Raw genomic sequence first — 22,909 nt, forward strand, 5'->3', positions numbered from 1 at the left:
ATGCAAAAGTATGTGATTCATGAGGGAAAGAAGCTTCGATACGGTTTTACGACTGGCTCATCCGCTGCAGCTGCTACAAAAGCGGCATGTATGTTATTAATGAATGCGCCTTTAAAAAAAACCGTTGCAATCACTTTACCAACAAATGAAATATTACACATACCTATTTATACGGCAAAGAAAGAAAAAGAGTTGGCAATTGTTACTGTTATTAAAGATGGTGGTGATGATGCAGATGTGACGAGTGGACTAGAAATAGGAGCACGCGTCTCTTTTTCTGAGGAGAGAGGCATTCATATCAAAGGAGGCGAGGGTGTTGGTGTGGCAACTAAAAAAGGCTTACCTATTGGTGTAGGCGAACCCGCTATCAATCCAGTCCCTCAAGTGATGATTAAACAAAGCGTGATTGAGGTGATAGATATTTTAAAGCAAGGGATTGAAGTAGAAATTTTTGTTCCAAAAGGTGAAGAGATTGCCAAGCGAACGCTTAATTATAAATTAGGAATTCACGGGGGTATTTCCATATTGGGATCAACTGGTATCGTTAAACCTATGTCTGAAGAAGCATATAAAGACTCTTTGTCTATTGAGTTAAAAGCAATGTACCAACAGCAAGATACCGATACCTTTGTCTTTACCTTTGGTAATTATGGACGCAAATTTGCCACAAACAATCTTGGATTAGTGGATGAAAATATCATCATTATCAGTAATTTTGTAGGATTTATGTTGGAGAAGGCCTGTGAGTTTGGTATCAAAAAAATACTGTTTGTTGGCAATATCGGAAAGATTGTCAAAGTAGCTGGAGGTATATTTCATACCCATAGTCGCGTATCGGATGCAAGGCTTGAAATTATGGCGGCAAATGCAATAAAAGCAGGAGAAAAACTTGATGTTATTCAAAAAATACTCAAAGCCAATACCACAGAAGAAGCAGTGGAAATGTTAAACAGAAAAGATACGTTTGACATAATGGCACAAGAAATACGAGAAAAGTGCGAAACTCATGTGAGACGTAGTGGATATGAGTTAGAGGTGGCTGCATTGATTTATTCAAGTGAACAGGGAGAATTAGCGCGAACGGATAATTTTTATGTTGGAAATCATACCAATGCTTAAGATTCATATACTTGGAATGGGTCCTGGAAGTATAGATTTTATTGCACCTTATGTGCTGACATGTATAAAGGACGCAGACATACTTATTGGTGGAAAAAGACATTTTCAAGAGATAGAAGTGGAAGCATCAGGAAAAGTCTGTCAATACATAAGTAGTGATTTATTAGGACTTGTGGATTACATCAAAACAAACAGAAATAAAAAAATTGCGGTATTGGTCTCTGGTGACCCAGGATTTTATAGTTTTTTAGTGTATTTAAAAAAGCATTTTAGCAATGAGGAGTTAGTGGTAATACCAGGACTTTCTTCTATGCAGTATATGTTTTGCAAGATTGGGTTACCTTGGCAAGACGCTGTGATTAAAAGTCTTCATGGTAAAACGTTTGATTTTATTGAAGCTTTAAATGATTCTGGACTTGTAGGGGTGCTAACGGATAGTGCTTTTACACCTCAATTGATCGCAAAAGAGTTAGTAACTCACGGACTAGGAAACGTATTAGTATATGTAGGAGAAGAACTTTCTTATGCGGAAGAAAAAATAACAACGATGATAGCAACGCAAATGGCTAATAATGAACGAAATTTTGGCATGAATGTTGTGGTTATTGAAAGGACTGAAAATGTTTCATATAAAAGATAGTGAATTTATTAGGGGCAATGTGCCTATGACAAAAGATGAAGCACGTGTTGTTTGTATATCAAAACTTGAACTTGATAGCAATAGTGTCTTGATTGATGTGGGTGCAGGAACAGGTAGTGTCGGTATAGAGGCTAGTAGGTATTTAAGCTCTGGTAAAGTCATTGGTATAGAAGTTAATGAAGAAGCCAATGCTTTGATAGAAGCAAATCTAAAAAAATTTGACATAACGAATTACGAGTTATACAAAGGTTATGCTCCACAAGAACTACCAACTATTGCCTTCGATGCCATGTTTATTGGTGGCTCTAAAGGGAAACTTGGTGATATATTTCAGTATTTTGATGATCATGCCAAAGTAGGCGCTAGGTTGGTTATTAATGCCATTGTCCTTGAAACTTTTACTAAAACACTTAGTTTGATGAAAGAGTATGGCTTTCATGACATTGAGGTTGTTTCATTAAATATCTCAAAAAATAGATTACTTGGTCAATATAACATGATGATGGCTGAGAATCCTATATTTATTTTAAGTGCGAAAAAAGGAGAAAAAAATGTCTAAATTAATAGGAATTGGTGTAGGAGTTGGCGATCCTGAAATGTTAACCATCAAAGCAGTGAATGCTTTAAGAGAAGCAGATGCGGTCATCTTACCAAGGGCTAATACGAAAACGTATAGTACGGCTTTTGAAATTGCAAAGCAGTATATGAAAGATGATATTGAAAAAATCTATGCAGATTTTACAACGGTTGATGATGATAAGCTTAGAGAAGAAGATAGATTACTGTATGCCAAGGTAGTCAATGATTGTATTAAAGCTGGAAAAACAGTAGCGTTTATCACCATTGGTGATCCTATGACGTTTAGTACTTTTGTTTATGTCATGGAACTTTTAGAAAAAGATGTAGAAGTCCAAACTATACCAGGGATAACATCATTTGCTTCCATTGCTGCACGTCTGAATACTCCACTTGTTATGGGTGATGAAACACTCAAAATAGTACCTATTTCAAAAGATACAGATATTGTAAAAGAGATTAATAGCTCTGATAACGTTGTTTTTATGAAAGTTACACGTAACCTTGAACGACTCAAAGATGCTTTTAAAAAAACAGGCAACATGGATAATGTCGTACTTGTTTCTAATTGTGGAAAAGCGGATGAAAAAGTAATTTATGATCTTGAAAATATAACGCGTGAGGATATCTCTTACTTCTCAACCATTCTCCTTAAAAAAGGAGGGCTGAGTTATGTCTAAAGTTTATTTTATAGGAGCAGGGCCGGGTGATCCTGAACTTATTACTATCAAAGGTCAGCGCCTTGTAAGGGAAGCAGATATCATCATATATGCGGGCTCGCTTGTTCCTATAGAAGTTATTGCATGTCATAAGGAGGGAGCAGAAATTTATAACAGTGCCAGTATGGATTTGGATGAAGTGATGGATATTACTATTGCAGGTGTTAAAGAAGGAAAAAGTGTTGCAAGAGTTCATACAGGAGATCCTTCTATCTATGGGGCTCATCGTGAACAAATGGACATTTTGGAGAGTCATGGTATAGATTTTGATGTCATACCAGGTGTTAGCTCATTTTTAGCATCAGCAGCAGCCCTTAAAAAAGAGTTCACGCTTCCAGATGTATCGCAAACGGTTATTTGCACACGATTAGAAGGTCGCACTCCCGTTCCAGAAGCAGAATCCTTAGATAAATTAGCCTCTCATCAAGCTTCTATGGCTATCTTTTTATCCGTTCAAATGATTGATAAAGTAGTGGAAAAACTTGTGCTTCATTACCCGCCTAATACTCCAGTAGCAATTATTCAGCGTGCTAGTTGGCCGGATCAAAAAATTGTTGAGGGAACGCTTGAGACTATTGAAGAAAAAGTCAAAGAAGCCAATATCACTAAAACAGCGCAAATTCTTGTGGGATGGTTTATGGGAAATGAGTACTCTAAATCTAGGCTATATGACAAGTATTTTACCCATGAATACCGAGAAGGTATGGCACGCTCATGAAAAAAGAACTTGCCATTATTAGCGTAAGTAAGCAAGGATTAGAGAAAGCAAATTCTTTACATGTAAAGAACGCAGACATTTATGCCTTGCCAAAATACAGTGATGGCAAGTGCATAGAGATGATAGAGGGTTTTACACTTACAGTAGAGCGAATTTTTTCTCAATACAAAACGCTTTTGTTTATCATGGCTAGCGGGATTGTGGTTCGTACCATTGCGCCACTTCTTAAAGGTAAAGATATAGACCCCGCTATTTTGGTGATGGACGAACAAGGTATCTTTGTAAACTCTTTGCTTAGTGGCCATTTAGGTGGAGCAAACGAGATGGCAGAAATCATTGCCAAAGCATGTGATGCAATTCCTGTGATATCAACAGCCTCTGATGTCAGTCATAAAATAGCCGTTGATACGATTGCTATGAAATTAAATGCAAAAATAGATTCTTTGAAAAAAGCAAAGAATGTGACTGCTTTGATACTTAATGGGCAGAGAGTAGCGCTATGTTTACCTGAGAATATAGTCGTTGAGAATAAAAATATATCAGGGGTTATTGTGGTGTCAAATAAGTTACATGTAGAGATGAGTCAAATTATTCCACAAAATATCATAGTGGGTATTGGGTGCAAAAAAGATATCCCAAAAGAGGCGATTATTGAAGCTGTCAAAAAAGAGTTTAAAAAATTAAACCTTAGAGAAGATTCGATTAAACATTTTGCGACAGGATGGGTAAAAGCAGAAGAAAAAGGTCTGCTTGAAGCCGTTAACTATTTTGAGCGAGAGCTAAAAATAATAGAAAAAGAAGAAATAAGAGCAGTACAAGATAAATTTTGTGGATCAGATTTTGTAGAAAAAACCATTGGTGTACGCTCCATCTCAGCACCTAGTGCCTATGTAAGTTCTAGTAAAAAAGGAGTGTTTTTGTTAGAAAAAAATAAAAATTGCGGAATTACCATTTCGATTTATGAAGAGGAAGTTGGAAATGAAAAATAATATTTATGTTGTAGGTATCGGGCCAGGCTCATTGGAACATTTGAGTTTTAGAGCATATCATGTTTTAAAAGAGGTAAATGTCATCATTGGGCATAAAACCTATGTCAATTTAGTAAAAGAGTATTTTCCTGAGAAAGTGTTCATTAAATCAGGAATGAAAAGAGAAGTGGAGCGTTGCCTCGAGACTTTGGAAATAGCCAAGAGTGGTAAAAGTGTCGCCCTTATCTCTAGTGGTGATGCCGGAGTTTACGGCATGGCGGGCATTATGCTAGAAATTGCTCTTGATAATGGCTTTAATGTAGAAATTATCCCAGGGATTACCTCTGCCAATGCCTCCGCTTCAGTCGTAGGTGCACCCATTATGCATGATCATGCGACGATTAGTTTGAGTGATTTATTGACGGATTGGGAGCTCATCAAAAAGCGTGTTGATTTGGCATCACAAGGAGATTTTGTGATCTCTTTTTACAATCCTAAAAGTAAAAGTCGTCTAACTCAAATTGCTGAAGCAAGAGAAATTATGCTGAAGCATAAAAATAAAGATACGGTTGTTGCCATTGTGCGAAACACGGGACGAGAGGGCGAAAATCACGTTCTTACATCATTGGAAAATATGTTAGAGCATGAAATTGACATGTTTACGACGGTAATCGTTGGAAACTCAAAGACGTTTATCAAAGAAAACAAAATGATCACTCCTCGTGGGTATCACTACTAAAACAGGAAAAAAGATGAAAACAGGAAAAGTATATATCGCAGGTGCAGGTTGTGGAGATTTTGAATTGATGACATTAAAACTCAAGATGTTGATTGAAGAAGCAGAGTGTATTATTTATGATCGTCTTGTTAATAAGGAAATTCTTGCGTTAGCACCCAAAAGTGCCGAACTTATTTATTATGGTAAAGATAATTGCGAAGGCGGCCTTATCCAAGAAAAAATTAATGCAACATTAATCGAAAAAGCCAAAGAGGGCAAGAATGTTTTACGCCTTAAAGGAGGACACCCTTTTGTCTTTGGACGAGGTGGGGAAGAGGCCTTGGACTTAGTAGATGCAGGCATAGAATTTGAAATTATTCCAGGTGTTACTTCTGCTATTTCAGTACCCGCTTATGCAGGCATTCCTATAAGCCATAGAGGTATCAATACATCATTTCATGTTTTTACAGGACATAGTAAAGATGATGGAGAAAAAATTGACTTTGAAACAGTATCCAAGCTGAGTGGCACTTTAGTTTTTTTAATGGGTATTAAAAATATAGAGATGATCACTTCAAATCTTGTAAATTTTGGAAAAATATCATCCACACCTGTTGCAGTAATTGAAAATGGATCGACATGTCATCAACGAACGGTTGTCGGAAACCTAGAAACTATTTCAAAGATTGTTGAAGAAAATCATATTCAGTCACCTTCTATCATTATTATAGGTGATGTAGTAAATTTACGCGAAAAACTTGCTTGGTTTGAGCATAAAGCATTGCACGGGCATAAGGTTCTGGTAACATCAGAAAAAACCCAAGCAAAAGTGACTTCACGGTTGGTCCGAAGTTTAGGTGGAGAGAGTGTAGAATGTCCTTTTTTTACATTAGATAAAAAATCGTTTACTATTCCAAGACTTATTAATTTTGATACTGTGCTCTTTACAAGCCCTCAAAGTTTACATGCTTTTTTTGAAAAAATAGAAGATATACGCCAGTTACTTCATTTGCGTATTGGTGTGGCCGGCGAAAAAACTAAAGAAGCATTAAACACGTATAAATTACAAGCCAATATTTATTCGAACAGCTATCGCACACAAGAGTTGCTTAATCTCTTAACTGAAAAAGAAGAGAAAGTACTTTTAGTCAGATCTACCTCAATTTCAGCAGAACTTGCTGTATATTCTCAATCTATTACTGAACTTGAGACCTATTATGTTGATAAAGTTTTGCGAAGTGATGAAGAAGTAATTGCTTATATCAATGATGTCGATATTATCGCTTTTCCTAATGCATGTACGGTTAAAACATTAATAGATAGTGTAGGGCGTGAAATATTAGCCACCAAATTAATTATTGCTTCAAATGAAAATACAGCATTAAAAATCAAGTCTTATGGTTTACATGTAAACGCTTTTGGCAATGGTGAAATCACAGAAGAAACATTTAAAACATGCATGGAAACAGAGCATTGTATCAAAGGGAAAAAAGATGGTGTGGTTAATCGGAGGAACAAAGGATTCACGCATTCTGCTCGAGCAGCTAGTTGAATATCACGACCAGTTTATCGTGAGCATTACTACGAGTTATGGAAAAAAACTTTTAGAAAATTATAACGTTAAAATTATTGATAAACGTCTCAGTAAAGAAGAAAAAAAAGTATTGATAGAAAATGAATGTATAACTTTAATTCTTGATACGAGCCATCCTTATGCGGAAGGAATTTCGCATAGTGCTATGGAAATAGCAAAAGAGTGTGGTGTTGAGTATTTACGCTTTGAGCGCAAAAATCTTGAATATGAGGGTGCTAAACATTTTGAGGATATTACGTCATTGGTAGACTATATTAATCTTACATGTAAAGGTGAAAAAGTGCTGAGTACGTTAGGCATAAAAAACTTGGAAGACCTTCAAAAAATCAAGGATCAAGAAAACCTTTTTATTCGTCTTTTACCCGTCGTTATATCAATACAAAAAGCAGAAACTTTGGGTTTTTTAGCCAAAAATATTATCGCGATACAAGGACCTTTTAGTAAAGAGTTTAATACTGCAATAATTAAAAACTATGGGATACAATATCTTATAACAAAAGAGAGTGGTGATGAAGGAGGAGAGATGGAAAAAGTTTTAGCGTGCAAGGAAGAGGGAGTTCAACTTTTAGTACTAAAACGTCCTTTTATCAATTATCTAAAGACATGGGACTCTCTTCAAGAGATTGTTGACGAATTAAAGTGTAGATTGAGTTTATGATGCGCTATATTTGGAGCTATTATCAAAATCACTTATCATTGTTTTATACAACGGTGGCCAGTACTTTTCTTTTAGCTTTTTTGGATATTTTATTTCCTTATATTGTACAATTAATGATATCTGAGGATTTCATTGCTTCCAATGGAATGAAGATGACATTGATGTTTTTACTTTTGGGTGGGATTATTATTTTACGCTCACTTGCCGTATGGGTACGGAACTATTGGGGAAGCTTGCTTGGGATAAATGTTGAATTCGATATGCGCAATGATTTGTTTAAGCATATCAATACGCTTTCCTTTTCGTATTTTGATAACACCAAGACGGGTTCATTAATGTCTCGAGTGGTGAGTGATATCGCTGAAGTTTCCAAAGTTGTTACGGAGATTCCTAGAGATTTATTGCTTATTCCTATTACGTTAATTGGGGCCATTGGTGTGATGCTTAGCCTTAATTTAAAACTGGGAATGGTTGTACTGTTATTGATGCCTGTTTTGATTTTCTTTACATACTATAAAAACACCAAGTTACGACATGCGTATATGTCCTCAAAGCGTAAAATTGCACATCTAAACGCTCAGTTAACAGATAGCTTTGAAGGCATTCGTGTCGTTCAAGCGTTTAGCAACGAAGCCCATGAGATGCATAAGTTTAAGCAGAGCAATCAAGCCTATAAAGAGATGACAGCCAAAGCGTTTAAGGCATTGGCAGACTTGCGAAGTATCAGTAACTTTTTCTCGGGAGCCTTGCAAGTTATCATTATCGCTTATGGTATTTACCTTGTGCAGTACGAACACATGTCTATAGGTGTACTATTTGCCTTTGTCCTTTATATCGATCGTTTTATGCGCCCCATTCGAAATTTTATCTCATTGACAGAGGTTTATCAAAAAGGTTTAGTTGGCATGGATAGGTTTCAAGAGTTGATGCAAATAAAGAGCACTGTGCGAGATGATGCAAAAGAAGAGATGGAATCCGTTAAAGGGCATATCGCCTTTAATAATGTAAATTTTACATATGAAGAACAAGGGGAAGGTATTTTAAAAGATATCAATTTTACTATCACTCCTCAAGAGCATATTGCATTAGTGGGAGGTACGGGTAGTGGTAAAAGCACCTTGTGTGCGTTGATTATGCGTTTTTATGAGCCTCAAATTGGCTCCATAAAGATTGATGGTAAGGATATCAAAGAGGTGTCTGTTAAGTCATTAAGAAGGCAAATCGGCATTGTACAACAAGATGTTTTTTTATTTAATGGAACTATCAAAGAAAATATTTTATACGGACGTTTAGAAGCAAGCGAAGAAGAGGTCATAGCAGCCGCTAAAAAAGCAAATATTCATGAATTTGTGATGGGATTAGCAGAGGGGTATGAGAGTGTTGTTGGGGAGCGTGGGATAAAACTTTCAGGTGGTCAAAAACAGCAACTTTCTATTGCCCGTATCTTTTTAAAAGATCCGGCTATTTTGATTTTAGATGAAGCAACCTCTGCCCTTGATAATATCACAGAACATTATGTGCAAAAATCACTTGATGCCTTGGCTCAAAATAGAACGGTTATTACCATCGCTCATCGATTAAGTTCAGTGAAAAATGCATCAAAGATTTTGGTCATGAAGAATGGAAGGATTGCAGAAGAGGGGACACATAAAGAATTACTTTCTTTTAATGGGGTATATCAAACACTGCATGACTTACAGTTTCGGGAAGGAAAAGAGCGTTAATGAAAAAAGCAATTTGTATTGGTGCAACGAAATCTAATGATGGTAAAACACTTCTAACAACGGCACTCTTGCACCATTTCAAGAAAGATGTATCAGCGTTTAAATGTGGACCAGATTATATCGATCCACAGTTTCATGATGCCATTACAGGAGGCCATAGCGTCAATCTTGATGGTTATTTGATGAATGAAGAACAACTTCGATGGACATTTGAGCATTATCATCACAACTCTTTCGCAGTTATCGAAGGTGTCATGGGTTTTTACGATGGCATGGATAAGGGTGCTAGTGCGTACGATGTGGCAAAATCTTTACACGTTCCAAGTGTCATTGTCGTGGATGCCAGTGGAAGCTATATCACTATTGCCGCGGTCATCAAAGGATTGTTAACCTTTAGAGACGATCATACCATCAAAGGAGTGATTTTAAATAAAGTTAGTTCATCCATGCATTTTTCACTTTTAGAAAAAGTAATAGAAGAAGAATTGCCTCACATCGCCGTTCTTGGTTGGATAAAAAAAGACCTCATTACTTTAGAATCAACGCATCTAGGGCTTGATCTCGAACATTTGGATAGGGAGCTTTTAGCACTCGTTTCAAAAGAAGTTTTAGAACATATCGATTTGGAGCTTCTGATGAGTTTAGCTACGTTTGAGCCTTTACATGTAAAGATTTATCCATTTGAAAAAATACCAAAAATACCACAAAAATTAGCCATCGTTCATGATGCAAATTTCTCTTTTTTATACCATGATAATGTAAATTTTTTAAAAGAGGTCTTTGATGAGGTTGTGATGGTATCTGCTGTGAATGACGAAAAATGTGAAGCAGATGTTTTATATATCCCTGGAGGGTATGTCGAAACCAAAGAAGCGTATAAACGCATCGAAAATTCTCACACCTTTAAACACAGTGTGCTAGAGCATGCAAAAAACAAGCCAATTTATGGTGAGTGTGCAGGACTTATTTTTCTTGGAAAAAAGATTGATGAAAAACCAATGCTTGGGCTTTTAGATGTTGAGTTTAGTTTGCAAAAACGTTTTAAACGCATGGGGTATTATGATGCTGATTTTGATGGCATAAACACCAAAGGTCATGCTTTTCATTATAGTAGCCCCCATGATTTAGCAAACGGATATTTTCCTCTAGTTAAAAGAGATAACGGAGAGAATGGCGTATGGAAAAAAGATAAAGTATTTGGAACTTATTTACATACTTTTTTTAGAACGAATCCCCATTTGATCAAACAATATTTTAGTTAATATTTTTTAAAGTAAAGTGGCATTATGAATAATAAAGATGAAAAAATTTGTCCATTGTGTGGAGAACGTAATGCTTGTCAGGTTGGAACTTCAAATCAATGCTGGTGCCATACTATTAAAGTGCCACAGGATTTATTAGACAAAATACCGCAAGAGAAAAAAGGTAAAGCTTGTATTTGTTATTTGTGTATTAAAGAATATTTACAACATCAAAAAATAAAATAGTAGACTAGGACTAAAAATGACATACATGCCTCTTTTATTTTCTCTGGAAGGAAAAAAAGTTTTGTTGATAGGTGCTGGTGCTATTGGACAACGAAAATTGGAAAAACTTTTGAATTATACTAGCTCAATTACTATTATGACAAAAGAGTGTTCTCACTCAATGAAAAAAATCATACATGAAAACAAGCTAATATTAATTACTAAAAGTTATGAACCAAATGATGTAAAAGACTATGATATTATCATAGCCACTATCGATAATCTTGATCTTCAAAAAAGCATCTATCAAGAGGCTAAGAAGTACTCAAAGCTCTATAACTGTGTTGATTTCCCAGAATATTGTGATTTCATGTTTCCTTCTATTGTACAAAAAGGAGATTTACAAATAGCGTTTTCAACAGGAGGGTATTCTCCTGGATTAGCAAAAGCGTTACGTGCGTTATTTGAGAGGATTATTCCTGATGCTGTAATTCCATTTTTAGAGGAAATGAAAGTGTTACGAAAAATGCATCCGAAAGGAGAAAATAGGCAAAAAATTTTTCATGATAAAGTTAATGTATTTGTAAAACAGCACTTTATAATGCCTACTAATGGAGAAGATTTAAATGGCAAGACCCGTTAAATACGATTTAATAAAAATACTTGATGATGCAATGGAACTTTTTTGGGAAAAAGGGTTTGAAAATGTATCAATTGTAGACTTGATTCTACATACAGGTATCAATCGAAGTACAATGTACTCTTTATTTTCAGATAAAGAGGCGTTATTTGTCAAGCGAAGCGCAGAACTGGTCAGTTTTTAGTGTAAAAAAGTTGCGAATTGAAACTTAAACCACCTCTTGATTTTGACCTTCTATGTTTGAAGATTTAGCTTCAAACTTATAGATTTCTGAGTGTAAAACTCCTGTTTGTTTCTTCTCTTTAAGTCGGTAGCTATCTCCTTGAATATTGATGATATGTGAGTGATGTAACACTCGATCTAATATAGCGGTTGTAACGATTTTATCTCCTGCAAAGACTTGAACCCATTTACTAAATACAAGATTTGAAGTAAAAATGGTAGAGCTTTTTTCATAGCGTTTAGAAATAATTTGAAAAAAGTGATTGGCTTCTTCTTTGCTCATATTGAAATATCCAATCTCATCAATGACAAGTACCGATGGAGAGGCGATAGATTTCAAGAAGCTATCATATTTTTTCTCTTTTTTGGCTCTATTTGCATTACTTAAAAGCTCACTTATGGTGGTAAATCTTACTTTATAGCGATGTTGCACCGCTTTGAGTGCTAGCGCAATAGCAAGATGTGTTTTACCCACACCACTTTCACCTAAGAGGATGATGTTCTCATACTTTTTAACAAATATTAGGCTTGAGAGTTCTTCAATCTGTTTACGGTTCACGCCAACGGAGAAAGTGTAATCAAACTGCTCTAATGTCTTAATAACTGGGAATCCTGCGAGTTTGGTCAACATATTTTTAGACCTTCCTAGTCTATTATCTACTTCCACTCGTAATACCTCCTCCAAGAACTGTGTATATTGCCAATTCTCTTTAGCTGCCATACTGGCAATATCATGATATTTTTCGCCTATGATAGAGAGCTTGAGTTCTTTACATAACTCATCGATAGAGGTATCTAACTCCATAATGCACCACCATAAAATCCAACAGGAAGGATGATGTTTGCAACCATGGGTATAAACTCATCGTAACATTGAATGTCTCTATTGGGGATATATAATTTTTCCAAGTCTTTGTGAGAATTGATTGGGGAATATTTTTTAGCTACACTTTCAATCAAAGCTTTAGGGTGGATTCCTTGATAGGCTTTAGGCACAGGAAGTAGCTGTAACTGCTCCTGTGCTAACAACTCAAATGGCATCTGTAATGTCGTTTGGTGGATGCGTTTATTGGCGGTATTGTCCAACCATTTTAGAACTTCCGCATTTGCATTATCAAGCGTTAATGTGTAATGTTTCATAGAGAGTCGCACCCGTAATCCATTGTGAAAGTTATACCGCAGATAATGGTTAAATCTCTCAACTTTTCCTTTGGTCTTAGCACGATAGGGTTTGCATACTTTGATACTGAATCCACAATGTTTAGCAAAGTCAGCAAACAAGGGATTGAATCTATGATCACCTTTGCTATAGTCATTGCGCGACAATATAACCGTTTTCATATTGTCATAGAGACAGTTCCTAGAAACACCGCCAAAGTAGGCAAAAGCGTTCATATGGCACCCTATTAAGGTCTCAATCTTCTCATTATTAACGTATTCCACATAAGATGCCCTAGAGTAACCCATCGTCGCCACAAAGGCGGATAAATTATCCTTGGGAAACTCTACCCAGTCGACCTGCATTTGCTGGGCTGGTTTGGTTTCAAAGCGTATAATAGGCTCATCTAATTTGGCTCGAGCTCTAAGCTCATATCTTAGTATGACTTGTTGAAGCCACCTCAGACTTCCATCGTATCCTAGCTTCTTAATCTCTTCGTAAATAACAGTTAATGGTATTTCACTTTTCTGCTGCTCTGCCGTCTCTAACATCTTGGCAATATGTGGCAAATAAGGATCAACACTGTTAATCACAGGAGGTCTATTGATATGGGGAATATAATCATCTGGAAGATTGGCATAGCGCCTTACAGTTTCTCTTGAAATACCTAACTTTCTAGCAATGGCACTTTTACTAAAACCTTCAGCTAAAAACTTCTTTATCATTTTAATTTCACCTTTTTTTAACACTCAACTCCTTTCCAAAAATTTGAAAATGGAGTTTAACCAATTTAACTTGGTTCTTTAAGGTTTTAAATAAAAATGCAACTCTCAAATTACATTTTCTACTGACCAGTTTAGCAGTTCGTTTGACAGTTATTTAAAGAAGCACTCCATCACTATTATGCAAAAAGAGCTTCAATGATGATAGGAATATTGCAAACGAATACCGGTAAAAAAGGTGTAGAACTATTTTTAGGTAAGTTCATTTTTCGTGAAGAATTTAGAGCTTGTCTTTTTAGCATCTGTATGGGAAAAGGCGACTTTATGCGAGAAGAAGTATTTGATGTTCCAAAGAAGTTTTTTTTAGATTTAAGACAGCAACTTGAAAAAAATTTAATGGATGCCTCTGCAAATGGTGAATTTAATGGTAATGCAAAAGCAATAGCACTTACCATCGTAACTATATAGTTCATGGCTTTAGCATTCATGGTAAATATAACCACCAAAAAGAAGATGGCGAATTAATTATACAAACCATACTAGCACTGCTCAAATAATCACACAACTCCTAACTAAGTTTAAATTATCTTAAATAGTATTTTGGAACAAATATTCCAGAATACGTGATTATCTACTTTTACTCCACAAGTTACCTATATATTTTCATTACAATCTTCAAATATAACAAAGAAGGAAGAACAAATGAAAGTTTTAGGAGTATCCGGCTCACCGATTAAAAATAGTAATAGTGATCGTGCTTTGCAAGCTGTGCTCGACGCAATTGGATTGGAATCAGAATTTATTAAATTATCAGACTATACCGTTGGACCATGCAACGCCTGTTTGGGATGCGTGACAACGAATCGTTGCGTTATAAAGGATGATGGAAATACATTGTGCGATAAAGTTAAAGAAGCGGATGTTCTAGTGGTATCAGGATTTACTCCCTATTCAACATTAGATTCAAGAACAAAAGCCTTTATGGAGCGGCTCTACCCTTTGCGCCACAACAATGGATATTTGGCCGGTAAACTCGGTGCTGCTGTTATTACTTCGTGCGTAACTGCACCAAGTGAAATGTTGCCTCCTGCTGCACAATTGGGTGCAAATGCTATTCATTATTTTATGATGGAAGAAGGAATGAACTTTGTAGGATCACTTCTAGTCCACGGTAATGTCCCTTGTGTTAAGTGTGGGAATGGCGATGTATGTCAAATGTCTGGATTTAAAATGCTCTATGGTGCTGAGGCTACGGTTGATTCTGTGGGTATTCATGCGTTTGAAAATCAACTAGAAATCATACAACAAGCAAAAGATTTGGGAAAAAAACTACGAGAATCATTAGTATTTTAAAGGATTATATATGGATAACATTACATTTTTAAAGAGAGGATTTTTTGAAAGAGTTTCAGGAAAACCTGCAACACATGAGCCTAAAGATAGTAGTTGTTGGGGATATTTAGATGGGAAAATTTGTATTGACCTAAATAAGGCTGATGAATTAAAAATACGTGGTGGTGCAGTTCGTCTTGAAGGGAAAAGCCTTCCTTTAAGAGTGTTGGTAATACAGAGTAAAAGTGGAGAATACAAAGCATATCAAAATAAATGTACACATATGGGAAGGCGGTTAGATTTAGTGCCTGGTACGGATACAGTGCAATGCTGTAGCTTGAATAAAGCGACCTTTGATCTTTATGGAAATAAACTTTATGGTCCTGTTTCAAAATCTATCAAGTGTTATACTGTGATAAAGGAGGATGACAATCTTATAATTTCAATTTAAAATCATTACTTTAGGCGTAGGTGGACGGTGTATAAAACTTGTCTCAAAATGATAAAAAAATTAAAAAAGGAAAATAGTATGATCACAATACCAGATAATGTAGCAACTTTGCTCAATGACGACGGAGCATCAAAAGTTTTAACAACAGTAGCTGAAGACGGTGTACCACACTCTATTGTTGTAGGCAGCATCATGGCGCCAGATAGTCAAACAATTTGTGCAGCTGAAATATTGATGAAAAAAACTGCTAAAAATCTAGAGACCAATAAAAACATCGCAGTTTTATGTCTTAAAGGAACAGAGTCTTATCTTGTAAACGCTACTGTCGTTGAAAGACAAACTGAGGGCGAGTTATTTGAGAGCGTAGCTGCGCAAATGAAAAAAGCAGGATTACCAATGAGTGCTTTATGGATATTTAAACCAACAGCTATATTTGATCAAAGTGCCGCAGAAAATGCTGGTACACAAATCGCATAATCAATACAATAAATTTTAGAGGATGTATACTATGAGTTCATTTCAAATTGATTTTTTAGGTATGTCAATTATGAATAATACACCTGGTCACTTTTTTCTTTCAGGGATAATGATAGGTTTATTCGTTTGGGCAACATTTTTTGCAAATGAAGAGCAAAAAGTAAAAGCAGTAAAAATAATGAAAGTTTGGTTTGCTTTGGTCTTGTTATCTGGATGTTACGTGTGGACGCTTGTTCCTTTTAGCATTCCATTACTCATCAAAAGCGTTGGTGGAATATTCTTGTTTTGGTTTATGCTACAAATTGTTAAAGATCCAACAAGTAAACCATTTTGGGGTCTTGCTGTGCTTACAACAATTGTCGGTCTAGGGTTAGCATTCACTGTTATTTAAAGCACAGAAAATTTATAATAAAAGAGTTTCCCTATAATTTTATATTGAAGCTATAAACCTTTCATCTTTTCATAAACGAAGAGTGAGACTATCGATTTAAAATAGATAGTCTCTTTAAATAATCTTAAGGTATTGTCTTTTGTCATACGAATAGCAATATTAAACGTATTATTAAAAACATATGCTTAATTTAGGATTTAGTGTAAATTTATCATTTATAAAATTGAACTTCGTCTGCTATTTGGTTCTTTTTTTACGTGTTTGTCGTGAGTTTTAGCCCTTTTTTCATTTAAAATTTTCATCATTTCCTCATGAAAAATAAAGTGATCTTTGTTGGCTTTATTTTTGAGGCGCTCTTCAATCAAAGGGGGCAAGCTCTTTAGCCTCTTCTTTGTCATAACACTCTTGTAATATCTTATACTCCGCATAAGGCAGTAAAACACATTGAGGAATTTCTTTTTCATCGGTGATAATCACACTTTGAATTTTATACGAAGCCACTTTGTCTAAGATTGTCCATAGATGTCGTTCAAACTTGACACGGGTGGTGGTGAGAAACATAACATAATCCAGTAATGCCTTTTCTTCCTGACGGCGTTGTGCACGCTGTTTGGATTCCTCTTTTTCAATCTTGTATAACCAGTAGGCTACAGCCATCATAAATAGGCATATAATCGCTTTCCCTAGTGTTGTTTCACCCATTATTTCTTCTCCTTTATTTGCCTTAAATAATAGACCCATAGAGCCAACGCGGTTACGAATATCATTGTTGGTGTTATTTCCATTATATTTCTCCTATTTTCTCCATGCCGAAAAAAGCCATCGAGTGCTTTTACGTATCGTTTGTATCAGCTGCATCTGTTGAAGGATGCGTTTTGCGGTGAAATAATCCCATAAGAGCCAAGCAAGTACCATGACCACCAAAGCAGCATAGATTGAAACAAAGCAGAGCATGTATAAGGCAACTGCATAGATTCCTGCTACAAGAGTGGCAAAAGGGTATTTAAACACCTTCACATCCCAAATCCTAACAGCCCAATACCATCCTAACCAATAAGCAGGTATCAGGATTATCATTACAAGTATGAGTCCTAGAATAAGTGCGATACCACCTCCTGCTTCTTCATTGTTAATACACCACTGTGGTCCATAATTATCGGACATAGCTTTTTCTCCTTCTTAAAATAAACGATCCAGCCATTTCTTCACCCAAGGATGATGACCAAATAGCACAAGCCCTAAAGCAACTATGCCTAAGAACACACAATAGAGTAAAAAGACAACCATCTCTGTTTTCATCCCTGGTTCATAGAGCACGTAAGAGCCCAAAAACAAGAACAGTGCTAGTGCACTGTTGTTAAACATTAAGACTCCTCTTTTAGTGCTTGAATGGGATGGCTATCAGCAGCCACTAAACGCCTAAACTCTTTAAGCGCACTCTGTAGCATTAAGTCCTCTTTAGCTTCTCTTTGTTCATGATAGTTAGAGGAGATAAAAAGTATCCAGAAAATAAAGAGAGCTGGCCACACTAGCGCAAGGGTAGGGAAATCAAAGCAGCTCATATCTTTTTCTCCTCTTTAAGACTTTCATAAAGTTTTCGGGCTATGGTTTTAGCCAATAGAACATCTTCAATATGTGCTTGCCTTCTCTCTAAGCGGTGTAATATCCCGTATACAATAGCGCCAATACTGATTCCCACGATAATGGTGATTAGAAACGGTGTGTTAACACAGATGAGATGGTTTAAATCCATCATGCTTTCTCCTTTTTTTAGGCATAGTTTTATCCTTGTTTTTTTTCTAAAAACCTGTTTTTTTAGACAGAACTAGGGTAGGGTGGTTTTTACATAATGCTCAAATGGTTAGGAAATATTCCCTTAAAGAATAAGGGCTAAGAAGGCAGTGATCCACGAGGGAGATGCGAAAAGAAAAAAGCTTGGTATCTAAAAAGCACCATGGTTTTACAAATGAACTTGATGGTTAAACACATGGTCTTTTACTCCTTTTTTCTTTTTTTACACATCATATTATAATCCTAAAATAATGCAAAGTCAAGCGGGTAAATGCCGATAGAATAGGGCTTAGATGCATTGTTGAGCGCTTTGATTTTTGAATAATTTTAGCTATAATGGCGCACGCACGCACTCCTGCTAAGAGAAATTTAAGCTCTTTTTTCATTTTTTCAAAAGGGTATCATTTAAATTCTCTTGTTTTTTATCACCTAAATCGTAAGAGGGTGTTATAACACTATGATAAAGCCCATGGCTTTTTACCCAATCGTATAAACACTTTTCACAAATATCCATGTTGAGTCTACTTATATCTTCCAATAAGGCACCGTCATACCCAAAGGTATGCTCACTGTGTATCAACTCTTTATGCAAGCTATTACTTTCATAATGTTCACCACAGACATCACACCGTATTTGGTTTAAGACATCCACTTCTTGTAACTCTTTTTTAAAATAATGCATGAGCTCTTCTTGCTACAGAGCATGCACAAGATGCACAATAAACTCAACACTAATGACAAACAGTGCATAATGATGCTCTCTAGTAATCAGTTTTCGCTCGTTTATTTTTTGTTTCATGTTCGTATTCTCCTTGTGTTTTAGTACAGTAATTATAAAATAAATTCGAAAAAAATACAAGAGCCTAAATATTTAAATAAATACAAAGAATAATTATAATATAATTATATAAGCATAAAAAGCACTAAAAGTCAAGCAAGGAAAACCATGGAGCGAGAAAAACTCAATACACTTTTTAAACACGCAGGCCTCAGTAAAAAAGAGTTTGCTCAAAAGCTATCAATGAATTACCAAAGTGTTAACCAATGGGAATCTACCCAAAACGCTCCTTTATGGGTATGGTCTTGGTTAGAGAACTATGCTAAAGCGAGAAAGTTTGATGAAATGATGGCATTAGGGAAAAGTATGGAGGAGGGTAAGCGATAGATTTCTTTATTGCTCGTCGTCTGTCAATAATACTATTAAAGCTTTTTATAGAACACAAAATCCCATATTAATGCAAAATGCTTTGATGCTTTAAAAGCTGAAGCGAATAGTTATAAAGAATATTCATTTATAGTAAAAACATTATTGAAAAACAAAGAAATTCTATAACAAAACCTAGCAGTGAACGCATGGCGTCACTGAAGTAAAACATTAAATGATAAAACTACTATCACATCATAAAAAATCATAACTCTCCTTATGTTGTATTAACTACACTCTGCGGTTGTAGTGACCGAAAACTCAGTTGAATATAGTCTGCACTTTTATAGCATTGCATCGTGCTTGATAGAAGCTTTCTATCCCCTTTGAGAGCGAAGGTTGGCGCGTTATGTAACGTAATGTACATAAATGATACGCGTGTAGGCTATGCGCGTAACACCTAATAGCTAATTTGTAGCTATATAACAAGAATAGTAAAATAATAAGATAGTGAAAGTATAGCATGTAAATAAGTCTCTCTTTGCCTTTTTACCGTTTTGGTATAGAAATAAAAATGCGTTTATAAAGATAATAAATGCTTATTGGCGGGCTTTAAAACAAAAAAAATACAATCACAATTTATAATTATTCAATACTAAAATTCAATTATTTTTTCAACGTTTTATATCGATTGAACATGCTATTACAAAAATATTATTAAATATATCAGTAAGAAGACTAAGTACTATATCTTAAAACAAACAATGCAAAAGTAAAATAAAAATTACAAAATTCAATTTGGAGTATTTTAAATTTGCAAGTAAAAAAAGTTTTTTGACTTTATAATAACTATCAATATGACATTGAGTATCTTAATAATACAATGTAAGTAAATATATTTATCAGGAATAGGTACAGTGAACTTTGTACGAGTGCCGATGAACTTCAAGGCAGAATGGATGCAAGTGAGTATAAAAATTATATATTTACTTTACTATTTTAAAATATTCACAGATAAAAAAAGATGATGCAAGCAGTTTAATAGAAGTGCCAGAAAGTGCAAGTTTTATGATATGGAAAAGCTTGTAGTTGACAAGATCAACAAAATCATCTCAGCTCTTGCAGAAGCAAATAACTTAAAATGTGTCATCGATAAAGCTGATTTTAATGACAAAACTAAGCTTGGCGATTGCAAGAACTCTATCAAAATATTTAACAATCTTGAGCTTGATGGCAACACCGCAGAAGGCAATGATATACTTGGTAATACGCTACTTTGCAACAGAATGTGGCAAAAGTAAAAGACAGTTTTATAGACCATCTGAAGTCTCCAATATTATATCGCAAATTATCGTCATAAAGAAAAATACCACTCAAAATCAAACGATTTATAAAACAAAACATGTGGAAGTGTGTCGCTCTTTTTAAAAGCCTTTTCTAATTCTTTTAAATTTAAGTTTATTTTAACATTCCTATGAGACATTGGTTAGTTCTTTTATCTAAAATACTATTGATAAAATTTATTTAAAGGAACTTACCATGAAAAAGACGCTTAGTCTGCTTGTTAGTAGTGTTGCGCTATTGGCTGTAACAGGAGGTGCATTAAACGCATCTGAACAAATTGCAAAATATGACAATTTAAATCATGTTGTCAACCCGGATGGCAAAAAGGCATATGTCTTAAACTATGTTGAAACAGCGGATGGAAAGCCTGATAAAAAACTAACAATTAATATTCCAGAACTTCCCTACAAAGCCAGCTTCAATTTATGTCCAAATGTTGAAGAAGCAGATAAATGCAAAGGGTCTGTCTTTGTTAGAAAAAATGACGCTGAATTTTTAGTAGACTACAATGTAGTATTTTTAGACAGCATGAAAGACAAAAAACCAGCTATAACACAAATTGAGAGTACAGAGGTCCCAATGGCTCTAAATGTCAAAAGCGATGAAGAGGAATTGTTTCTTTACCAAACATTGAGCGTTCACAACCGTTATTGGATGTTAAAAAACAAATAAAACCTTGTGAAGAAGTGGGTTTTAACAAGAAAGAGCCTGCTTCTTTTTAAAACATTGCTCTTACCTTTCTATTTTTCTATTTTAACATCGTTTTTAAGCCATAAAACTTAATCAAAAGTGCCGTCCCTCTTTTTGAAGACTTAATATATCAATACATTCAGATTATGATTGTGTACTTGAAGATGAAATACTCACGCTTGAGAGTTACAGATTTATTATGCGTTTAAACTTTAAAGCTTGAAATTTTGAATCAATGGATAAACAACTCATCAGAAACTATTTCATCATTAGCGGCAAAAGAGCGATTGATTAGCAAAAAGTGTATTAAAAAGAAAAAAATAACTCTTAAATTTTGAGCTTGCAAAACAGCCTATTGAGTGTATAAAATATATCATCGTTCATGAGATGATTCATCTACTTGAGCGATACCACAATGATAATTTTAAATCTTTGATGGATAAATATATGCCAAATTGGATTGAGAGAAAAAAACTCCTTGAATATTATCCTCTTTGTTGCTGTTGATTGAAATAATTATACTGGAGTTTTTACCCTAAATAATGCTCTGAGATATTAGCTCTTTCATGTTTCATGGCCCAAGAAACCTCCTGAAGAGCTTGTACGTAAGAAAGCCCACCAATAACTTGAATTTTAAAAAATCGCTCTTGTGCGTAATTCCATCGTAATCCATGAGTCGCATCATATTTTTGCCCTGTCTGATTTGCTGCTTTTTTAAGAGCTAATCGATACTTATTTTTATTAATAATGAATTTTGAGTGTTGTATAAGATAAGCTTTTAGCTCTTGATAAGTTTCAACTTTAACCGATAAGTTCCCTGGCTTTCCTCCTTTCTCAACATCAAATATTCTTCCTTTTTGCATAGCCTCATATGTGTCGTATTCGTAGCCTTGCAGTTGAGGCACGCTAGAGTATGTATCATCTACTCTTGCATACTCAATAGTGTCACTTAGCGTATTATCTTTTAACTTATGCGTTTGCACTCTCATATATTCATCAATACGTAAGACCCCTTCTAATCTAGCCCCTGATTCATATTGAATTTTTGCAGCAAGTTTGTACAAAGGATCTTCAATAGCATTAATAAGTGCTTTGGGGTTTTCATAAATGCGTGAAAAGTTAGGATCAGCACTGGTCTCTATCACGAGTTTGTGTTTTCTTGCATCATTAAGGATGGTTTGGCGAATGCTAAAATCGTATACATAGTGCGTATTCGTTGCATATCTTTGTTGTTCTTCAATAAATTTCTCATGAAGCATTGTTAATGCATGTTCAAGCTTACCAATTGCGCAACTAATGGTTTCAAGATATTGTTCACTTACTCCTTGAAATACCTTTTTCATCATAAAGCCCATGATATACTCTGGGGTAAGCTTTTGAAGATCTTTAATGCCATAGTTGTCTTTTACATAATTACCTAATTGATTCCATATCTCTCTATATGTTTGAATCGTCCTAGTATTGGCTAGCTCTCCAGTTTGTTTTTGAAGAGCCTTGGATAGTCCTGGATGAAAAATGACTTCTGAGAGTAGTCCTGTTTGGTATTCAATTTTACTTCTCATTCGTACACCTTAGGTGTTTTGAGTTTAAATGATTTTTCACTGTAAAAACATTCGACACTTTCATTGAGTGCTTCTTCAACGATT

At 35.2% G+C, this 22,909-nt stretch carries 32 protein-coding genes; 23 read left to right on the forward strand and 9 right to left on the reverse strand.

Features of this window, described 5'->3' with window-relative positions; all coding sequences use genetic code 11:
• Genes cbiD through SMUL_RS07795 form a run of 14 tightly spaced genes read left to right on the forward strand, consistent with a single transcriptional unit; the run spans nt 1 to nt 11,724 of the window.
• Nucleotides 1-1,119, forward strand: coding sequence for a cobalt-precorrin-5B (C(1))-methyltransferase CbiD (gene cbiD / locus SMUL_RS07730; protein WP_025344690.1), 1,119 nt, complete (start codon nt 1-3; stop codon nt 1,117-1,119).
• A complete protein-coding gene (gene cbiE / locus SMUL_RS07735) occupies nt 1,094-1,759 on the forward strand; it encodes a precorrin-6y C5,15-methyltransferase (decarboxylating) subunit CbiE (RefSeq protein ID WP_202819544.1) in 666 nt (221 codons plus the stop codon). Before cbiD ends, cbiE begins: the two co-directional genes overlap by 26 nt.
• A complete protein-coding gene (gene cbiT / locus SMUL_RS07740) occupies nt 1,740-2,318 on the forward strand; it encodes a precorrin-6Y C5,15-methyltransferase (decarboxylating) subunit CbiT (RefSeq protein ID WP_025344692.1) in 579 nt (192 codons plus the stop codon). Before cbiE ends, cbiT begins: the two co-directional genes overlap by 20 nt.
• On the forward strand, nt 2,311-3,015 hold the full coding sequence (cobI, locus tag SMUL_RS07745) for a precorrin-2 C(20)-methyltransferase (RefSeq protein ID WP_025344693.1): 705 nt from the start codon (nt 2,311-2,313) through the stop codon (nt 3,013-3,015). The genes cbiT and cobI overlap by 8 nt, the downstream gene beginning before the upstream one ends.
• The gene (gene cobM, locus SMUL_RS07750) at nt 3,008-3,772 is read left to right on the forward strand and encodes a precorrin-4 C(11)-methyltransferase (RefSeq protein ID WP_025344694.1); all 765 of its coding nucleotides are present in this window, start codon (nt 3,008-3,010) and stop codon (nt 3,770-3,772) included. The genes cobI and cobM overlap by 8 nt, the downstream gene beginning before the upstream one ends.
• Nucleotides 3,769-4,761 carry a cobalt-precorrin 5A hydrolase gene (gene cbiG / locus SMUL_RS07755; protein WP_025344695.1) on the forward strand — a complete coding sequence of 331 codons (993 nt, stop codon included), beginning with the start codon at nt 3,769-3,771 and terminating at the stop codon, nt 4,759-4,761. Before cobM ends, cbiG begins: the two co-directional genes overlap by 4 nt.
• Nucleotides 4,751-5,479, forward strand: coding sequence for a precorrin-3B C(17)-methyltransferase (gene cobJ / locus SMUL_RS07760; protein WP_025344696.1), 729 nt, complete (start codon nt 4,751-4,753; stop codon nt 5,477-5,479). The genes cbiG and cobJ overlap by 11 nt, the downstream gene beginning before the upstream one ends.
• A 13-nt stretch (nt 5,480-5,492) precedes the next feature.
• The gene (gene cobA / locus SMUL_RS17760) at nt 5,493-7,010 is read left to right on the forward strand and encodes a uroporphyrinogen-III C-methyltransferase (RefSeq protein WP_025344697.1); all 1,518 of its coding nucleotides are present in this window, start codon (nt 5,493-5,495) and stop codon (nt 7,008-7,010) included.
• Nucleotides 6,955-7,710 carry a precorrin-6A reductase gene (cobK, locus tag SMUL_RS07770; RefSeq protein ID WP_158506023.1) on the forward strand — a complete coding sequence of 252 codons (756 nt, stop codon included), beginning with the start codon at nt 6,955-6,957 and terminating at the stop codon, nt 7,708-7,710. The genes cobA and cobK overlap by 56 nt, the downstream gene beginning before the upstream one ends.
• Nucleotides 7,707-9,434, forward strand: a complete 1,728-nt coding sequence (locus SMUL_RS07775; protein ID WP_025344699.1) for an ABC transporter ATP-binding protein — start codon at nt 7,707-7,709, stop codon at nt 9,432-9,434. Before cobK ends, SMUL_RS07775 begins: the two co-directional genes overlap by 4 nt.
• Entirely contained in the window at nt 9,434-10,696 is a 1,263-nt protein-coding gene (locus SMUL_RS07780; protein ID WP_025344700.1) for a cobyrinate a,c-diamide synthase, read from the forward strand. The genes SMUL_RS07775 and SMUL_RS07780 overlap by 1 nt, the downstream gene beginning before the upstream one ends.
• A gap of 24 nt (nt 10,697-10,720) precedes the next feature.
• Nucleotides 10,721-10,921, forward strand: a complete 201-nt coding sequence (locus SMUL_RS07785; protein ID WP_025344701.1) for a cysteine-rich CWC family protein — start codon at nt 10,721-10,723, stop codon at nt 10,919-10,921.
• Nucleotides 10,922-10,937: 16 nt separating this feature from the next.
• Nucleotides 10,938-11,543 carry a precorrin-2 dehydrogenase/sirohydrochlorin ferrochelatase family protein gene (locus SMUL_RS07790; protein ID WP_025344702.1) on the forward strand — a complete coding sequence of 202 codons (606 nt, stop codon included), beginning with the start codon at nt 10,938-10,940 and terminating at the stop codon, nt 11,541-11,543.
• On the forward strand, nt 11,527-11,724 hold the full coding sequence (locus SMUL_RS07795; RefSeq protein WP_025344703.1) for a TetR/AcrR family transcriptional regulator: 198 nt from the start codon (nt 11,527-11,529) through the stop codon (nt 11,722-11,724). Before SMUL_RS07790 ends, SMUL_RS07795 begins: the two co-directional genes overlap by 17 nt.
• Before the next feature lie 24 nt (nt 11,725-11,748).
• Here SMUL_RS07795 and istB read toward each other — a convergent pair whose 3' ends face one another.
• Together istB and istA are read right to left on the reverse strand one after the other, a co-directional pair.
• Nucleotides 11,749-12,567: an IS21-like element helper ATPase IstB gene (gene istB, locus SMUL_RS07800; protein ID WP_025344704.1), complete on the reverse strand. Its 819-nt coding sequence runs from the start codon at nt 12,565-12,567 to the stop codon at nt 11,749-11,751.
• Nucleotides 12,558-13,670, reverse strand: coding sequence for an IS21 family transposase (istA, locus tag SMUL_RS07805; protein WP_025344705.1), 1,113 nt, complete (start codon nt 13,668-13,670; stop codon nt 12,558-12,560). Before istA ends, istB begins: the two co-directional genes overlap by 10 nt.
• Before the next feature lie 171 nt (nt 13,671-13,841).
• Here istA and SMUL_RS07810 point away from each other — a divergent pair, with 171 nt between their 5' ends.
• The 5 genes from SMUL_RS07810 (at nt 13,842) to SMUL_RS07830 (ending at nt 16,294) form a co-directional block, all read left to right on the forward strand.
• Nucleotides 13,842-14,111 carry a hypothetical protein gene (locus SMUL_RS07810; RefSeq protein ID WP_025344706.1) on the forward strand — a complete coding sequence of 90 codons (270 nt, stop codon included), beginning with the start codon at nt 13,842-13,844 and terminating at the stop codon, nt 14,109-14,111.
• Between the two features lie 234 nt (nt 14,112-14,345).
• Entirely contained in the window at nt 14,346-14,996 is a 651-nt protein-coding gene (locus SMUL_RS07815) for a flavodoxin family protein (protein WP_025344707.1), read from the forward strand.
• A gap of 10 nt (nt 14,997-15,006) precedes the next feature.
• On the forward strand, nt 15,007-15,426 hold the full coding sequence (locus tag SMUL_RS07820) for a Rieske (2Fe-2S) protein (protein WP_025344708.1): 420 nt from the start codon (nt 15,007-15,009) through the stop codon (nt 15,424-15,426).
• Nucleotides 15,427-15,504: 78 nt separating this feature from the next.
• Nucleotides 15,505-15,903, forward strand: a complete 399-nt coding sequence (locus SMUL_RS07825; protein WP_025344709.1) for a pyridoxamine 5'-phosphate oxidase family protein — start codon at nt 15,505-15,507, stop codon at nt 15,901-15,903.
• A gap of 31 nt (nt 15,904-15,934) precedes the next feature.
• Complete coding sequence (locus SMUL_RS07830) at nt 15,935-16,294, forward strand: hypothetical protein (RefSeq protein ID WP_025344710.1); 360 nt, start codon at nt 15,935-15,937, stop codon at nt 16,292-16,294.
• Nucleotides 16,295-16,651: 357 nt separating this feature from the next.
• Here the strand turns inward: SMUL_RS07830 and SMUL_RS07835 are convergent, their stop codons facing one another.
• The 6 genes from SMUL_RS07835 to SMUL_RS07860 all read right to left on the reverse strand — a co-directional run bounded on the left by SMUL_RS07835 (nt 16,652) and on the right by SMUL_RS07860 (nt 18,767).
• Nucleotides 16,652-16,996: a hypothetical protein gene (locus SMUL_RS07835; RefSeq protein WP_025344711.1), complete on the reverse strand. Its 345-nt coding sequence runs from the start codon at nt 16,994-16,996 to the stop codon at nt 16,652-16,654.
• Nucleotides 16,997-17,089: 93 nt separating this feature from the next.
• Entirely contained in the window at nt 17,090-17,458 is a 369-nt protein-coding gene (locus SMUL_RS07840) for a hypothetical protein (RefSeq protein ID WP_025344712.1), read from the reverse strand.
• A 15-nt stretch (nt 17,459-17,473) separates the two neighbouring features.
• On the reverse strand, nt 17,474-17,659 hold the full coding sequence (locus SMUL_RS07845) for a hypothetical protein (protein WP_025344713.1): 186 nt from the start codon (nt 17,657-17,659) through the stop codon (nt 17,474-17,476).
• Entirely contained in the window at nt 17,659-17,856 is a 198-nt protein-coding gene (locus tag SMUL_RS07850; protein WP_025344714.1) for a hypothetical protein, read from the reverse strand. The genes SMUL_RS07845 and SMUL_RS07850 overlap by 1 nt, the downstream gene beginning before the upstream one ends.
• Nucleotides 17,853-18,050, reverse strand: coding sequence for a hypothetical protein (locus SMUL_RS07855; RefSeq protein ID WP_025344715.1), 198 nt, complete (start codon nt 18,048-18,050; stop codon nt 17,853-17,855). Before SMUL_RS07855 ends, SMUL_RS07850 begins: the two co-directional genes overlap by 4 nt.
• A gap of 417 nt (nt 18,051-18,467) precedes the next feature.
• Entirely contained in the window at nt 18,468-18,767 is a 300-nt protein-coding gene (locus SMUL_RS07860) for a hypothetical protein (protein ID WP_025344716.1), read from the reverse strand.
• A 264-nt stretch (nt 18,768-19,031) separates the two neighbouring features.
• On the opposite strand from SMUL_RS07860, the gene SMUL_RS07865 reads away from it, so the two are divergent.
• The 4 genes from SMUL_RS07865 (at nt 19,032) to SMUL_RS17805 (ending at nt 21,770) form a co-directional block, all read left to right on the forward strand.
• Entirely contained in the window at nt 19,032-19,250 is a 219-nt protein-coding gene (locus SMUL_RS07865; RefSeq protein ID WP_025344717.1) for a helix-turn-helix domain-containing protein, read from the forward strand.
• A 1,052-nt stretch (nt 19,251-20,302) separates the two neighbouring features.
• Nucleotides 20,303-20,530 carry a hypothetical protein gene (locus SMUL_RS17170; protein ID WP_025344718.1) on the forward strand — a complete coding sequence of 76 codons (228 nt, stop codon included), beginning with the start codon at nt 20,303-20,305 and terminating at the stop codon, nt 20,528-20,530.
• Nucleotides 20,531-20,768: 238 nt separating this feature from the next.
• Nucleotides 20,769-21,245 carry a hypothetical protein gene (locus tag SMUL_RS07875; protein WP_025344719.1) on the forward strand — a complete coding sequence of 159 codons (477 nt, stop codon included), beginning with the start codon at nt 20,769-20,771 and terminating at the stop codon, nt 21,243-21,245.
• A gap of 405 nt (nt 21,246-21,650) precedes the next feature.
• Nucleotides 21,651-21,770 (forward strand): YgjP-like metallopeptidase domain-containing protein, encoded by a 120-nt coding sequence (locus tag SMUL_RS17805; protein WP_407701808.1) that lies wholly within the window; start codon nt 21,651-21,653, stop codon nt 21,768-21,770.
• A 23-nt stretch (nt 21,771-21,793) separates the two neighbouring features.
• On the opposite strand, the gene SMUL_RS07880 is transcribed toward SMUL_RS17805, so the two are convergent.
• Complete coding sequence (locus SMUL_RS07880; RefSeq protein WP_025344720.1) at nt 21,794-22,825, reverse strand: hypothetical protein; 1,032 nt, start codon at nt 22,823-22,825, stop codon at nt 21,794-21,796.
• Nucleotides 22,826-22,909 lie beyond the last annotated feature (84 nt).

The organism is Sulfurospirillum multivorans DSM 12446, from assembly GCF_000568815.1.
GTDB classification, from domain to species: Bacteria; Campylobacterota; Campylobacteria; order Campylobacterales; family Sulfurospirillaceae; genus Sulfurospirillum; species Sulfurospirillum multivorans.